Below are 15,192 nucleotides of genomic sequence, written 5' to 3' on the forward strand. Positions count from 1 at the left end.
AAAATGAAGATCGTCATGTATCAACTAAAAAATAAAATAGGCATATTGGTTTTGGGGCTCACAGTCTTAATCTCTTGCCATGGTTTAGAGGAATTAAATGAAAACCCCAACCAAATAGGTTCCGACAATGTCGACCCCAACCTTTTAATGTCTACGGTGATTTCCGGTACGGCCAAGAATGTGGTCGGCCTTGGTTTCGGTGATATGGCAGGGGTTATGCAGCATACCCAAAAAGACGGCTGGTCAGGAGGCCATAACTCCTATGACTGGAGCAATGATTCCCACAGTTGGAACGGTTACTATAGTCTCTTGAACAATAATAAAACGCTTATTGAAAAAGCGGAAGCTGACAACTTGGATTTCCATCTGGGTGTCGGGTTAGTAATGAAAGCCTATTTGTTCGGCATGATTACCGATCTGTGGGGCGATGCCCCCTACGAGGGAGCTTTAAGAGCCGACGAGGGTGTCGATTTCTTCGACGCGGTATTCGATGAACAGAAAAGTATTTACACCGGTATTTTTGCTGATCTTACAAGAGCCAACACTTTATTGTCACAAAGCCAAGATGCCTATTTTAGCATTCAATCGCAACAAGATATTTTATATGCCGGTGATGTAAGCCAATGGCGCAAATTTGCCAATTCACTGGCGTTGCGTTATTATATGAGGATATCTGTAAAAGAACCAGGTTTGGCAGCCGAAGGAATTAGAAGGATATCATCCAATCCACAGCAATACCCAATCATTACAGATGCCGATGATGACGCAAACGTTGATTACGTAGGTGCCAGTCCTAATGATTCTTGGCCTACCAATACCGAATTCGACACCAGTCCGCAAGGGGCTTATTTTAGAATAAAAATGAGCGCTACTTTGGTAGATGCCTTGCAGTTGTTAGATGATCCCAGATTAGGGGTATGGGCTAATGAAATAGAAATTCCTTTAGTGCTTGAAGCAGGAGCTCCTGATGACTACGATGAAGAAATTGAAGGAGAACGGCACGTATCGCAGAAACTTGTCGACGACCATCTAGCCATTGTTGGCGAACCAGTAGATTTTGATAAAGAATACGTCGGGCTTCCAACTGCCATAACTCTAGGCCCGGCATTCAATTTAAAGAAAGAATTTAACCAAGGGTCGTATAATCCTCATGTTTCACAACTCAACGATATCTACAAAGCGGCAAGTGGCCCGTTGTTAAAATCGCGCCTAATTTCTGCCGCCGAAGTACATTTTATTTTAGCCGAGGCCGCACTTAATGGGTGGGCGCCTGGTTCTGTCGAACAATATTACAATGAAGGTATTCAACAATCTTTAAACGCCTGGGGTATTGGAGACTCCTATTCCGCATACATCTCCGGCCCAGCAGCCTATGGCGATTATGAAGATATTATGGAACAAAAATGGATCGCCAGCTGGTCATCGGCAACCCAGTCATGGTTCGATTACCGAAGAACAGGTCTTCCGGATCTACAGACAGGGCCTTCAGCAAAACGCGCAGCTTTGCCTCTAAGGTTCTATTACCATATTGACGAAATTGATAATAATACGGCCAATGCCGATGCTGCTATAAATAAATTGGAAACTACTCCTTTTAAGGGAGAGGATACAAGTAACAATAGTGCTTGGTCAAAAATGTGGCTACTGCAAGGTACCAACAAGCCTTACTAATCATTTTCGACACGAGTGATGGACGGAAAATAAGAAGAGACGCTTTTGTTTATAAAGGCGTCTCTTTTTACTTAGTCCCAATATATATTGGCTGCTTTTTCACTGAATGATTCTTCTTACTGCAGCTCAACTCGTCGTAAAAGATGTTTTTGACACCTGCTAATTTAAGGATTTCAGTATTAAACCGAAAATCACAATGTACTCAACAATAAGCGGTAGAAGGGTAAAATATTACACATTAAATACAAAATTGTAGTGGCATAAAGCTCGATTTTGACCTTAATTTGTTACTATAATCAATGACACCAAAACTTATGAAATTGCCTCTAAAAGGTATTATCCCACCAATGATTACCCCTTTGCTGGAAAATAAAGAGTTAGACAGTAAAGGGCTAAAGCTGCTCATTGAACACTTAATTGAAGGCGGGGTTCATGGCATTTTTCTACTTGGAACAAATGGTGAAGGCCCCAGCCTTGATTACAGGCTAAGAAGGCAATTAATAAAGGAAGCCTGTAAAATTGTAAATCACAGAATACTTGTATTGGTCGGAATTACAGATACGTCCTTTAACGCAACAGTAGAAATGGCGAACTATGCCAAAGAAATGGGGGCAGATGCACTTGTTGTTGCTCCACCCTATTATTTCCCCGTTACACAGCATGAAACAATCGATTATCTAAAAGCATTAATACCAACATTACCACTACCTTTTCTCTTGTACAACATACCAAGCTGTACCAAAGTAAATTTGTCTGTTGAAACCGTAAAAAAGGGCAAAGAAATGGGAGCAATTGGTATTAAGGATAGTTCTGGTGACATGTCTTTACTGTACGCACTCATTGATGAGTTTAAAGATACACCTGACTTTTCCATCATCGCAGGGGCCGAACTTTTTCTATCGGACACCATTCTTAACGGGGGCCATGGAGCGGTTGCGGGTGGAGCTAACTGCTTCCCGAAACTTTTCGTTGATTTATATGAGGCTTCGCTGTCTCGTGACCTAAATAAAATAGCATTTTTACGGGATCAGTTACTCAAGATTCACAAAACTATTTACAATGTAGGTGACTCTCCTACGAAAAGTATTCAAGCCATAAAATGCGTTTTATCACTTAAGGGTATCTGTCAAGATTATATGGCCCTACCTTTGAGCCCATTAAACACTACACACCGTAATGAGATTAAAGGCTATTTAGAAGAATTTGAATACAGCAAAAAACAACGCACCGGTTTAAAACTTTGACTTATGTGTTAATATATCGTGAATGAAAAAATTCCGAACTCAAGAATTTGTCATTGGAGGAGTCATCCTCTTCATTATTCTATTGGCTTCAGTTTTTCATTATCCAATTTATTTTGAGGATGTACTTACACTTCGCCAAAATTCTGATTTTGGTGTTCAAATAGATTTTTTTCGCATCCTCTTTGAGCCTATTTTAGGACCACTACTCTATCTTAATAGAACCTTATATCCTTTGACGGAAGTTCCCCTCACCTTCTTATGGATTCTTATTTTTTATGTTACGACCGCCATAGTGAAAGCCCTCAGGCAATCCTCTGATAAAAAAAGAAAAATTCTAAATGTTTTAATCGATTTGCCCATGCTTAGCGGGCTCTCCTTTACAGTATTTGTCGTTATTTTATTTATACCGCTCCCCAACAATACCATTGTAAATAATTCAAAGGATTCAATTTTAGTAACGACCCATGCCCATACGGAATTCAGTCACGACGGATTGATTTCTCAAGAGAAAATGTGGGAATACCACAAGAGAAATGGTTTCGATGCTTTTTTTATAACTGATCATGCTCATCATAAAAAAAGTCTTGCCTTTGTACAAAAACAGAGAAATGGAGACATTCCCCAAAAACCGCTAGTCATGGTGGGCCAAGAATATTCGGGTAGCAATCACATGAGTCTCTTGGGTTTAGATGGCAGCTTTGAAACCAAAGATATGGATGATAATTCTGTAATTGACTCCGTACATAACAATGGTGGTGCAGTACTAATAAACCACTGGTTCGATGGTAAGGGTAAAGCCAAAGAATTTTATGCCTCAATGGGTGTCGATGGTTTTGAAATCGAGAATGTCGGTAAAGAACTCTATTATAATAGAGCGTTATTTAAAGAATTAAAAGAATTCTGTATAGCGAATAACCTTATGATGGTTGGCGGCCTGGATTTTCATGGGTACGGTAGGGTCTGCTCACTTTACAATGCTTTTGAAATACCGAATTGGCAAAATCTCGATGCATGCTCTAAAGAAAAAGCTATTTTAAATATTCTAAAAAACGGACCACAAAACAAATTGCAGATTCTCATGTATAAGGATCGTCCCTTTTATACAGAATCCAACTTATTCCTCAGGCCTTTTTTTACCCTCGTAAATTATTTCAGAACATTGAACGGTTTACAAGTTTTATCTTGGATTCTCTGGTTGCTTGCTCTATGGGTTGCTGTAAACCGCAAAAACAAAATTTTCATAAATCAGAGTAACACATTTTCAATTCTGTCCGTTATAAGTTCTGCATTTCTAATGATCCTATCCATAATTTACTATTACAGAGGAAATGCCGTGGAAGGCTACAGCAAGGTATATTCCGAATACAGTTGGTTGCTGGGTCCTATCGGCGTTGTACTTTTTATCTACGCAGGTGCGGTATGGCTTTTTCGAACTCTTCGCGCCACGAAAACAGAACTTCCGTAATGATTAAAAAGGTGTTAAAAATAACGGTTTGGTTTTTAGTGCCGCTTTCGATTATTGTATATTTCTATTGGGTACTTCCTTTTTGGGGCATGCCCTTTAACGCTCAGCGGCATGGCAATCCTCCGCTGACACCGGCTTGGGCATTGGAATGTTGGTTATGGGAAGACGATGTGAATACCTCCGATTATGTTGATGAATTGCTTTTAGGATATCGAGAACACGACATACCCGTACGCACTATTTTGTTGGACAGCCCATGGTCATTGCGGTACAACGATTTCAAAATCGACACCAGTCGTTATAAAAATCCTGATGTTTGGTTTAAAAATTTAGAAGACAACGATTATCGCGTTGTACTTTGGATGACTTCTATGGTCAATAGTTTTAGTAAAGACACAAAGATTCAAGATGACAAAGCTTGGTATGACCAAGCCATGAATAAGGGTTATTTAGCCAAATCTAAGGAACCTGATTCTTGGTGGAAAGGAAAAGGAGGTTTTATTGATTATGAAAATCATGAAGCCATGAAATGGTGGCACGAGCTCCAACAAAAAGTTTTCGATCTCGGAATTGATGGATGGAAATTAGACGGCACCGCTACCCTTTTTATGCATAAAATTGGAGGGGTGCCCTTCTTCTACAAGAAAACCAAGAACGGTTTGATGACGACAAGAACCTATATGGACCATTATTACCGTCAAGAATATCGCCATGGACTAACACAAAATCCGGAATTTGTGACTGTTTCGAGGTCGATGGATCGTTGGTTTCACCCAGAGGGTTTTGCTCCAATTGATGCGTCCCCAGTAAATTGGGTAGGTGACCAAAAGCATGAATGGGTCACCAGCGAGATGATGCAAGAACAGGATGATTCTCAAAAAGATATCGCTTTGGACGGGGTACAGGGCTTCGAATCCGCAATACAAAGTATTTTAAAGAGTGCCGAATTGGGCTACAATATTGTCGGTTCTGATATTGCCGGGTTTTCAGGAAAAGAAATTCCCCCAAGACTATATATTCGATGGGCTCAATTTTCAACGTTCTGTGGTTTATTTCTTAATGGCGGTCATGGGGAAAGAAGGCTTTGGAAAAGAACTTCGCAAGAATTGGAAATTATAAGAAAATACGCTTGGTTGCACACCGAATTCGTTCCGTACATGTACCATTACGTGATAACCGCACACGATGGTGGACGAAGGTTGCAAGTGCCATTGAAAAATGGCAAGTACCATTATATGTTCGGTGATGATTTTCTAATCGCTCCTATTTATGTTGACTCAAAAAATAGGGAAGTCCATTTACCTGAAGGGAAGTGGCGCTATTTTTTTAATGATGACGCGTTACTCAAAGGGCCGCAAGTATTTAAAAAAGAATTTCCTTTAGAAGAGTTTCCTGTATATATAAAAGAGGGAGCCATAGTGCCTTTACACGTCAAAAGAGATTACTCTGGTTTCGGAAATGAGGGTTCTGAAGGTTTTACCACTATATTGATATATCCGGAAGCGCAAAATAGTTTTGATTACTTTGACCCTAAAACGAAAAAGAAAACCAAGATTCGTTATGAAAAGAAAAACCGGAACTTAAATGTGTTTTTTGAAGTAAATAAAATTCCACATATTTTGAGAATTCATTCCGAAGCACCTCCAAAAAAAGTGCATTTTAACAACCACGAACTGGATTCACAATTCTGGAGTTACGACATCAAAAAGCATAAAATAAAGATTGTTTCTTCACTGCCGTACAATAAAGGCAGTTATAGCATAGACTTTTGACGAATTAGAAAAACTACATAAAAGAACACATGCCGTCGGAAGAATTAATTAGGCCGGCTGTAGGCCATTTCAGGATTTTTTAATTGTTGTTCCCTAAATAACCGCTGTTGTTGTTTTACCGTTAATGTAGAACCATCATGGCTCCATCCTGGAGGTCCGAAAATATACATCAGCTTGTGCGAGAATTTTTTAGCCCTCTTGACATCCTTCCAAATATCTTTATATTCATGGGTGAGAATAACAATAGGATTATAGGAGTCGGGAGAATGAATAACTCCGTATTTCACATCTACATCATCATCCAATTCTTTCCAAGTTCCGAAAATTTTATCAAAAATATTTAGGAAGCCACCGTGGTTCTTATCCAAATACTCAACATTTTGGGCATGGTGCACTTGGTGCATGGTATGGGTATTAAAAACTTTCTCGATCCATCCCATTTTGGGTACATACACTGAGTGTAGTTGAAATTGCCATAAGGCCTCTATACCCAAACATACAACAACCATTTCAGGCGGAAAACCTAAGGCCGGCATCCACATATAGAACAAAGGCTTATATAGAATTGTAAACCATCCATTACGTACCGCAGTACCTAAATTAAAATTATCGGACGAATGGTGAACAATGTGTGCCGCCCATAAAACACGGACTTCGTGGTTCGCGCGATGAAACCAATAATACGTAAAGTCATCGGCCAGCTGACAGAGCAACCATACATACCAGGCATAACTAAATGATTGATATCCCATTACGTTAGTGCGAACACCATCAACTAAAGGATTAAACAACTCATAGGTATAGTCAAACAATACAATAGCAAAGATAACTTTGAACAAGGGGCCTATAATGGCAGACCCGACTCCCATGAAGCCGCTGGCGAATAAGTCTTTCCAGACATACAAATGATCATCACCATGGGTCTTGCTATAGGTGATTTCCAATAAAATAAAGGCTATAAAACAGGGTACGCCGTACACCAAGGGGTTGGTAAGATCCATTTCTTTTAAAAAAATTTGGTTAAAGATAAGAATATTAACTGCTAAATAAGAACTTGCTAACTGATTGGGCTAATTTTAACCTTAAAAATCATGTTTTTGATCGATGAAAGGTAATTATTGCCATTTCTTTTTCATAAGTTCATTTTGTTCTTTCATCAATTTCTCCATTTTTGAAAGCAGCTCGATATTCTTGGGAGTTTCAACTTCAAGGTCATCAGGGTTTTCAGCTTTATTCCTGAATCGATTCATAAATTTTAATACTACAAAAATCGTCAATGCGATTATACCAAAATCAATCAGCACTTCAATCAATTCGCCATAGCCAATCGCAATTTCAATAACATCTCCGTGTGCCTCTCGCAAAACAAACTTCCAATTGGAAAAATGTACATCATCAGTCATTAGCGACAATGGGGGCATAACCACCTTCTTAACGAGCACATTCACCACATTATTAAAAGCCGTACCTATGATTATACCAATGGCCATATCGACCATATTACCTTTAACCGCAAAATTCTTAAATTCTTGAAAGAAGCTTTTCATCTAATTAAAATAAGGTTGTCTGCCCCTCACCTTCTTCATCGTCACTTTCTTCATCGTCACTTGAAGATTTTTTGGTTGGGTTCGCAGTTTCATTTGAAGTATCTTTTTTTGCATCGGAAACTACGTTTTCTTCCTCAATCACCTCAATTTCCTCTGTTTTAGGAGCTTCGGGCAACTCGTACGGCAGCGGTTCCAATGCATTAATTTCCAATACTTTTTCTTTGGTCAATTGGTTGCCCATAGCACTTATGCCCTTGATAGAAATAAATTCCTCTAGATTCAATTCTAAATTCTCCTTTCTATCCTGTCCTCTCTTTTTAGCGTAGACTACTTCGGCCCTCGGGCGATAATCGGTAAAAACAGTTTCTAAATGTGACTTTGGATGATCAGTAATAATATTTTCTTCCTTATCAGGATGATCGATTAAAAAGCGCTTCACATAAAATAACTCTTTTTCACCTTCCCAATATATGGCCGTCAATGGTTTTTTTGGCACCCACTTTTCCAACACTATCATTTCATCATCAAAACGGAGTGTCAGTTCGGGAATAAGGGTTTTAACGGTGCCGTTCGGGTTTACGATCAACAAACGGTCCTCACTGGTAAATTCTCCTAAAAATTCACCCCTTCCATCGATATTCAATCGCTGCACGGTATCATCAAACCACAATTTACGAGGCTTTAAAGTCGATAAGCCCTTCTCTTTCAGTTCAATTCTTTTTACCGAATACTTGGTAACGATATTGCCTTTCGATGCTCTTCCCTTGATCAGTACATCGGCAAAATCAATATCCCATTTTAATTTTTTAATACTGCCTACCTGACGAAGATTCACGGTCACCACCTCGGCTTCCCCATTAGGGTTTGCTGAAAAATATAGTACATCTGTACCCGCTTTTCCTGTACCCAACTCATAAGCCCGGTCTCTGGTTATACTGGTAACCGCAAAACGTTTGATATGGGTAGGACCTCCTTTTCCATCTTTGTAAATCATATTATAGATGGTACGCTTATCTTTCTTCTTGAAAACCGCCACATAAAGAATGTTCTTGCCGACAAAGGTCTTGGAATCAACCTTGGTAACCATCATTTGCCCATCTTTGGTGAAAACGATGATGTCATCAATATCACTGCAATCGGTAACATATTCATCGCGGCGAAGTGACGTACCCACAAAACCTTCTTCTCGATTTACATAAAGTTTGGTGTTGCGTATAACTACTTTGGTAGCCTCAATATCATCAAAAACCCTAATTTCTGATTTGCGTTCCCTACCCTTTCCATATGTTTCCTTTAGGTTCTTAAAATAGTCAATGGCAAAATCAACCAAGTTTGCCAAATGGTGTTTTACTTCCGCTATCCTTCGTTCGAGGTTATCTAAATTTTCTTGGGCCTTACCCAAATCGAATTTTGAGATTCTTTTGATACGAATTTCCGTCAACCGTACGATATCCTCTTCGGTTACTGCACGTCTCAAATGTTTAGTAAAAGGTTTTAGCCCCTTATCTATGGCATTTATTACGCCCTCCCAAGTTTCTTCTTCCTCTATGTCGCGGTAGATCCGATTTTCAATAAATATACGTTCTAAAGAAGCAAAATGCCATTGCTCTTCAAGTTCTGACAGCTGAATTTCAAGCTCCTTTTTCAGTAATTCGACTGTTGCATCGGTCGAGCGTTCCAGCATTTCAGTGACTCCAATAAAAAGAGGTTTATTATCTTCGATAATACACCCTAAAGGCGAAATTGACGATTCACAGGAGGTAAAGGCATATAGGGCATCAATAGTTTTATCAGGAGATATTCCATTGGGGAGGTGTACTAGTATTTCGACCTCCGCCGCCGTATTATCCTCTATTTTTTTAATTTTTATCTTCCCTTTATCATTGGCCTTTAGTATAGAATCTATTAAAGTAGAGGTATTAGTACCGTATGGTATCTCATTAATTACCAGTGTATTTTTATCGTATTGTGAAATTTTAGCACGAACACGAACTTTACCGCCACGTAGCCCATCATTGTAATTGGCAATATCGATGATGCCCGCTGTCGGAAAGTCAGGAAATAATTTAAACCGTTGGCCTTTGAGGTGTTTAATCGAGGCATCGATCAATTCAATGAAATTATGCGGAAGTATTTTTGTGGAAAGCCCCACAGCGATTCCTTCGGCACCCTGAGCCAATAGTAATGGGAATTTTACCGGCAGGTTTACGGGTTCTTTCTTTCGTCCGTCATAAGACGACTGCCACTCGGTTATTTTAGGACTAAAAACAACTTCAAGGGCGAATTTTGAAAGGCGGGCCTCAATATATCGGGAAGCCGCAGCTCGATCACCTGTTAATATATTACCCCAGTTCCCTTGGGTATCGATCAATAGTTCTTTTTGACCAATTTGTACCATGGCATCTGCAATACTGGCATCCCCATGGGGGTGATATTGCATTGTATGCCCAACCACATTGGCCACCTTGTTATATCTGCCGTCGTCAAGATCTTTTAGGGAATGCATAATTCTACGTTGCACCGGCTTAAAACCATCTTCGATGGCGGGTACCGCACGCTCTAAAATAACGTAGGAAGCATAATCTAAAAACCAATCTTTATACATTCCTGAAATACGGGTAAGCGCTTCGTTGGAATCGTCGGGGTTTTCGTTTTGTAAATTGTTTAGCTCTTCATTATCTTCCATAAAGAAGAATTCGTATTAGTTTGGTTTATAATCAATTATTTTCTATTAAATCAATCTCGACTTTAAGGTTGTTGATAATAAATTCTTGCCGGTCTGGCGTATTTTTACCCATATAGAAATTCAATAATTCTTCTATAGACATGGCCTTATCGAGCATCACCGGTTCCAATCGGATGTCACCGCCGATAAAATGTTTGAATTCATCTGGAGATATTTCTCCCAACCCCTTAAAACGCGTTATTTCTGGTTTTCCTGAAAGTTTGCCGATGGCATTTCTTCGCTCTTCCTCACTATAACAATATATCGTTTCCTTCTTATTTCGTACTCGAAACAAAGGTGTTTGCAAAATATACAAATGGTTTTCCTTTATTAGTTCAGGGAAAAACTGAAGGAAAAAAGTAATCAATAACAAACGAATATGCATTCCATCGACATCGGCATCCGTTGCTATAACAATATTGTTATAACGCAGGTCTTCCATCGATTCTTCGATATTGAGAGCCGCCTGCAACAAATTGAATTCCTCGTTTTCGTATACGATTTTTTTGGACATTCCATACGAATTCAAAGGCTTTCCGCGAAGACTAAAAACCGCTTGCGTATTTACATCACGTGATTTCGTTATCGAACCTGAAGCCGAATCACCCTCGGTAATAAATAAGGTACTATCCAACCTTCGATCATGTTTCATGTCACCCAAATGCACCCTGCAATCGCGTAGCTTCTTATTGTGCAAGTTTGCTTTTTTAGCACGATCACGTGCCAGTTTGCGAATACCCGAAAGCTCTTTACGCTCTTTTTCGGCCATCATAATCTTGCGCTGTAATCTATCTGCCGTTTCAGTATTCTTGTGTAAATAATTGTCAAGGTACTTACCGACAAAATCATTGATGTACGTACGCACGGTAGGGAAATTGCCTCCCATATCGGTAGAACCTAATTTTGTCTTTGTCTGACTCTCGAAAACGGGCTCCATTACCTTAATCGAAATGGCCGAAATAACCGACTTTCGAATATCGGAAGCCTCATAGTTTTTCCCGTAAAAATCCCGCACCGTCTTTACCAGAGCTTCTCTAAATGCCGCCTGGTGCGTACCACCATGGGTAGTATGCTGGCCATTTACGAACGAATGATACTCTTCACTATATTGCGTTTTACTGTGGGTAATGGCTACTTCTATGTCTTCCCCTTTCAAATGAATCACGGGGTAGAGAAAATCATCCATATTGTTGTTATCCTCCAGCAAATCTTTCAGTCCGTTCTCGGAATGAAATTTTTCGCCATTAAAAAGAATACTCAGTCCTGGATTTAGGTATACATAATTTTTAAGCATGCGCTCGACATACTCATTTCTGTACTTGTACTTTTTAAATATCGTTTCGTCGGGAATGAAAGTAACCTTTGTACCACGCCTTCTCGTTGTTTCTTCTAAAAGTTCTTCATCTTTCAGTTCACCAATTTCGAACTCTGCTGATTTAGATTTACCATCGCGCGTACTTTCGACCCTGAAATAACTAGAAAGTGCATTGACCGCTTTGGTACCCACTCCATTTAAACCTACCGACTTTTTAAAGGCACGAGAATCGTACTTGCCCCCGGTGTTCATTTTTGAAACAACGTCGACCACTTTACCCAATGGAATGCCACGACCATAGTCACGCACAATCACTCGCTCCCCTTGAATCGAAATTTCTATAGTTTTTCCGGCTCCCATGACAAACTCATCAATACAGTTGTCTATGGTTTCTTTTAAAAGAATATAAATACCGTCATCGGCCGAAGAACCATCGCCCAATTTTCCAATGTACATTCCTGGGCGCAGACGAATGTGTTCCTTCCAATCAAGCGACCGAATATTATCTTCGGTATATTGCGATTCTGCCATACAATTAGGGTTTACTTCTGCTAATATAAAATTCTAATGCAATAATCAAAATGTGCGACAAGGAAAGTAATTAACAAAGTAAGATAAAGGCTCTATTGATAGCCAACTGAACCTAATAATATCTTCTAAGTAAAGAAAACCTTTTTTTCTGACACCCTAGTCTACAAAACAAAGTTTATTTTTTTGAAACAAAAGCCACTCCCCCAATAACGACGAGCATACCAAATAATTGAATCAGCGTGATTTGTTCATCAAGAAATAGATAAGCGAGAATAATCGTCGATACGGGACCAAGGCTTCCAAATATCGAAAAAGTCGAAGCCCCCAAACGCTGAATCGCCGCTGAAACCAAAAACGATGGTACAAGAGTTGCAAAAAAGGCCATCGCCCCGCCTAGTAGATATACTTCCCAGGAAAATTGAAAAGGATTAAGGTCACCAACCAAGAGATAGTGAACAATAATGCATACAGTCGATACAATCATTGCATAGGAGGTGAATTGCACAACACCGAATTTAGGAATCAACCATCCGCTGCCCACTAAATATGCTGCATATGTTATGGCGCTAAGAAAAATAAGAAAACCTCCCCAAAGTACATTTTGCCCATTATTCAGCCCCATCTCATTCGAGAATATCACTATAACCCCGATATAGGTAATGGCGATGGCAACAAATTGGGTAACTGTAATCTTTTTCTTAAAAACCAACCACGACAACAACACAACAATAGTTGGATAAATAAATAAAATGATACGTTCAAGCCCGGCCTTAATATAGTGCAACCCCATGAAATCAAACAAACTTGCCAAGTAATAGCCAACTACGCCAAAGAAGATGAGCCATAAAAAGTCTTTTTTTTGAATCTCCTTGGGGTTTAACGGCTTCTTCCAAAAAGCGATAATCACGTACACCGGAACGGCGAAAACCATTCGAAACAGTAGCAGGCTCAGGTGATCTACCCCATAGCCATAGGCAATTTTTACCATTACCGCCTTTGTTGAAAATAAAACTACCCCCAAAATGGCATACAGAACCCCAACTCCTTTTTCTGACAGATTAATTGACATATTGGCAAGTTCTAATTTTGAGGAAAAGAGAACACAACAAATCAAAACAGATTACGATGCCCACACCGATTGTTTTGCAACCATACTCCTAGATTAAGTGAGTCAATATGGTTTACGCTATAAATTTGCTGGTTTTTTAAGATATTCGGATTATTATGTTATTTTTTATTGGTAGTAATTAACTTACATTATATAACTTTGAGTTTCTTGAAAAAATTTAAACCATAACTCAAATTCTGGACGGGAATATTCAAAATAGAAAAAGAATTATCCTAAACGATTAGATGGGCAAAAGAAGAATAATTACAGCTAGTGCCATATTTTTAATTTCTATAATCTTAATCTGGTACAATGCTTTTGAACGTATTAAGACCTATGATAAAAATATTAGGATTGTTGAGAATATAAAGGCCAACAATCGTTTGACCGATGGTGAAGATCGGCTTCATAAGCTCTACAATATCAGTAAGAAAAACATCTTGTTCATCAAAGATTTGATTGAACTTGATTTCAAGGCAAAGCAGCCGACCAACCTTTCAGCACTAAAGTTTTTACGATTTCTAGAAATAGATGAAAATTATTTTCAGGCCAGATATATTGACCTAAATGGAATGGAAATTATCAGGGTTGATAATACAAACGACGGTATCTCCATTTTACCAGATACTCAATTACAAAACAAAGGAGAACGATATTATTTTAAAGAGACTATAAAACTTAAATCTGGGGAGGTATTTATTTCTGGTCTCGATTTCAATGTAGAAAACGGAAAGGTTGAGGTGCCCTATAGACCGACGATTCGCTTTTTTACTCCCGTTTTCGATGAGAACAATCTTAAAGGAATTGTTGGTTTAAACTTTAATGTCAATAATTGGCTTAAAAACTTTAGCGATTTGGATATTGGCCTACTAAATGCCGACAACGAAGTATTTTATCATGAGGATGAAGTCCGATTTTCAACTTCTAAAGTTGATTTGACCGAAATAGATGAAAAAGACAATCCAGTTTATTTTTCAAAATCCATCAGTTTCGATGGAGCGCATAACTGGACGATTTATACGAAACCCGATTTTACATTAATTAACGAAAATTCTAAAAGCTATAAATTTTCAACGTTCCAGACCGCTGCAATTTTAACACTAGGCATACTGATTTTCCTTATCATTATATATTCCCTATATCAGAAGAACAAGTATATCACCGCTCTGAACGAAAACTCGGAGCATCGCTTGTTGGAAAGAAACACCCTATTGAAAGAAATACATCATAGGGTAAAGAACAACTTACAGATCATCACCAGCTTATTAAGCCTTCAATCGAGTTTTATTGACGATGAACAGGTTAAGGGCCTTTTTAGATACGGTCAATACCGAATTAATTCAATGGCCATAGTTCATGAAATGCTATATAAAAATAGTGACCTTAGTCGAATTAATTATGGCGAATATCTTCATCAACTGGTCGGTACATTGATAACTTCAATGAAGGGCTCAAAAAATCAAATTAAGCTTCATATTAATGTAGATGATTTATTTTTAAATATTGATACTTCTATACCTCTAGGGCTTCTAATCAACGAAATAGTGACCAATTCATTGAAATATGGCTTCAAAAATGGGGAAGGAACTATTTCTATAGAGGTCAGAAAATTAAAATATCCTAATTTTATATTGCACATAGGAGACAATGGCACTGGTTTTCCCGATGATATTAATTTTAGGAATACGGTAACCCTAGGGTTGAAATTGATCCACAAGCTGGCACTACAACTTAGAGGTAATGTTGAAAAAGATAACTCCAAAAAAGGAACGCACTATATCATAACCTTTCAAGAAATTGAACAAACATCGTAA

Annotated in this window: 10 protein-coding genes; 5 read left to right on the forward strand and 5 right to left on the reverse strand. The window is 38.7% G+C overall.

Annotated features, from left to right (window positions below; genetic code table 11):
- The first annotated feature begins 15 nt into the window (after positions 1-15).
- The 4 genes from BLS33_RS01705 (at position 16) to BLS33_RS01720 (ending at position 6,152) form a co-directional block, all read left to right on the forward strand.
- Positions 16-1,671 (forward strand): SusD/RagB family nutrient-binding outer membrane lipoprotein, encoded by a 1,656-nt coding sequence (locus tag BLS33_RS01705; protein ID WP_218129520.1) that lies wholly within the window; start codon positions 16-18, stop codon positions 1,669-1,671.
- A gap of 299 nt (positions 1,672-1,970) precedes the next feature.
- Positions 1,971-2,915 carry a dihydrodipicolinate synthase family protein gene (locus BLS33_RS01710; protein ID WP_089884656.1) on the forward strand — a complete coding sequence of 315 codons (945 nt, stop codon included), beginning with the start codon at positions 1,971-1,973 and terminating at the stop codon, positions 2,913-2,915.
- 22 nt (positions 2,916-2,937) lie between these two features.
- Positions 2,938-4,380 (forward strand): CehA/McbA family metallohydrolase domain-containing protein, encoded by a 1,443-nt coding sequence (locus BLS33_RS01715; protein ID WP_089884658.1) that lies wholly within the window; start codon positions 2,938-2,940, stop codon positions 4,378-4,380.
- Positions 4,380-6,152 carry a TIM-barrel domain-containing protein gene (locus BLS33_RS01720; RefSeq protein ID WP_089884660.1) on the forward strand — a complete coding sequence of 591 codons (1,773 nt, stop codon included), beginning with the start codon at positions 4,380-4,382 and terminating at the stop codon, positions 6,150-6,152. The genes BLS33_RS01715 and BLS33_RS01720 overlap by 1 nt, the downstream gene beginning before the upstream one ends.
- Before the next feature lie 44 nt (positions 6,153-6,196).
- On the opposite strand, the gene BLS33_RS01725 is transcribed toward BLS33_RS01720, so the two are convergent.
- The 5 genes from BLS33_RS01725 to BLS33_RS01745 form a co-directional block, all read right to left on the reverse strand.
- On the reverse strand, positions 6,197-7,153 hold the full coding sequence (locus BLS33_RS01725) for a sterol desaturase family protein (protein ID WP_089884661.1): 957 nt from the start codon (positions 7,151-7,153) through the stop codon (positions 6,197-6,199).
- A 114-nt stretch (positions 7,154-7,267) separates the two neighbouring features.
- Positions 7,268-7,699 carry a large conductance mechanosensitive channel protein MscL gene (gene mscL, locus BLS33_RS01730; RefSeq protein ID WP_089884663.1) on the reverse strand — a complete coding sequence of 144 codons (432 nt, stop codon included), beginning with the start codon at positions 7,697-7,699 and terminating at the stop codon, positions 7,268-7,270.
- A 4-nt stretch (positions 7,700-7,703) separates the two neighbouring features.
- Positions 7,704-10,385, reverse strand: coding sequence for a DNA gyrase/topoisomerase IV subunit A (locus BLS33_RS01735; RefSeq protein WP_089884665.1), 2,682 nt, complete (start codon positions 10,383-10,385; stop codon positions 7,704-7,706).
- 31 nt (positions 10,386-10,416) lie between these two features.
- Entirely contained in the window at positions 10,417-12,270 is a 1,854-nt protein-coding gene (locus tag BLS33_RS01740) for a DNA topoisomerase IV subunit B (protein WP_089884667.1), read from the reverse strand.
- A 175-nt stretch (positions 12,271-12,445) separates the two neighbouring features.
- The gene (locus BLS33_RS01745) at positions 12,446-13,339 is read right to left on the reverse strand and encodes a DMT family transporter (protein WP_089884669.1); all 894 of its coding nucleotides are present in this window, start codon (positions 13,337-13,339) and stop codon (positions 12,446-12,448) included.
- A 284-nt stretch (positions 13,340-13,623) separates the two neighbouring features.
- Here BLS33_RS01745 and BLS33_RS01750 point away from each other — a divergent pair, with 284 nt between their 5' ends.
- Positions 13,624-15,192, forward strand: a complete 1,569-nt coding sequence (locus tag BLS33_RS01750) for a sensor histidine kinase (protein WP_089884671.1) — start codon at positions 13,624-13,626, stop codon at positions 15,190-15,192.

Origin of the sequence: Kriegella aquimaris, assembly GCF_900103215.1 — a bacterium.
Lineage (GTDB): Bacteria > Bacteroidota > Bacteroidia > Flavobacteriales > Flavobacteriaceae > Kriegella > Kriegella aquimaris.